This window comes from Acetivibrio ethanolgignens, assembly GCF_001461035.1.
Classification (GTDB): domain Bacteria; phylum Bacillota; class Clostridia; order Lachnospirales; family Lachnospiraceae; genus Velocimicrobium; species Velocimicrobium ethanolgignens.
On record NZ_LNAM01000123.1, the window covers coordinates 1 to 730 of the forward strand.

The window sequence follows — 730 nt, forward strand, 5'->3', positions numbered from 1 at the left end:
CTATATTTTCTGTTCAGCGTGAAAAGGAGGTGTTTACCGTGCGGGATGGGAAATACATTACGATCATGTCAGACAGAACACAGCTTGTACTGAATGCCAGCACGATTCTATATGTCCTGATGATTGATAAAACTGCCGAGATCCATGTGTCCGGCGGGAAGATATACAAAACGCGGATGAAGATCAGTGATCTGGAAGAAGCACTGGGGGACAATTTCCTCAAAGTCCACCGGGGCTGTTTGGTGTCCGCCAGAGCCATCCATGACATCACCGACCACATTGATCTCAACAACGGCGAATCCTTGATCTATACACTCCGAAAGAAAAAGCAGATCATCGCTCAGTTCCAGGCGGCTCAAAAACGTCTCATCAGCAGCTTTGCTAAAGACGAAGCCCCCTCCACTGAGGAGGAATACCAGGCCCATTACTGCGGCTTCGAGGCTATGCCCTTTGCGTTTACGGACATCGAAATGATCTTTGATGAGAAGCGCCGGGCGGTGGACTGGGTCTTCCGCTATGGAAACCCTGCTCTGGCAAAGCTGGAAAGACTGCCGCTTAAAACGCTCATCGGCAGCTCCTTCGGCAGCCTGTTTTCCAATATGGATGCCAAATGGCTGCGCCTATACGAGCGCGCCGCCCTATATGGGGAAAGACTGGAGGTCATGGATTACAGTCCGGAGATCGGCGCGTGGCTGAAGGTGATCTGTTTTCCCACCTTCCAAGGTCACTG

Annotated in this window: 1 protein-coding gene; it reads left to right on the plus strand. The window is 51.4% G+C overall.

What is annotated here, in order from left to right:
- Positions 1 to 38: 38 nt before the first annotated feature.
- On the plus strand, positions 39 to 730 hold a 692-nt coding region (locus ASU35_RS06690; RefSeq protein WP_242861218.1), incomplete at its 3' end, for a LytTR family transcriptional regulator DNA-binding domain-containing protein.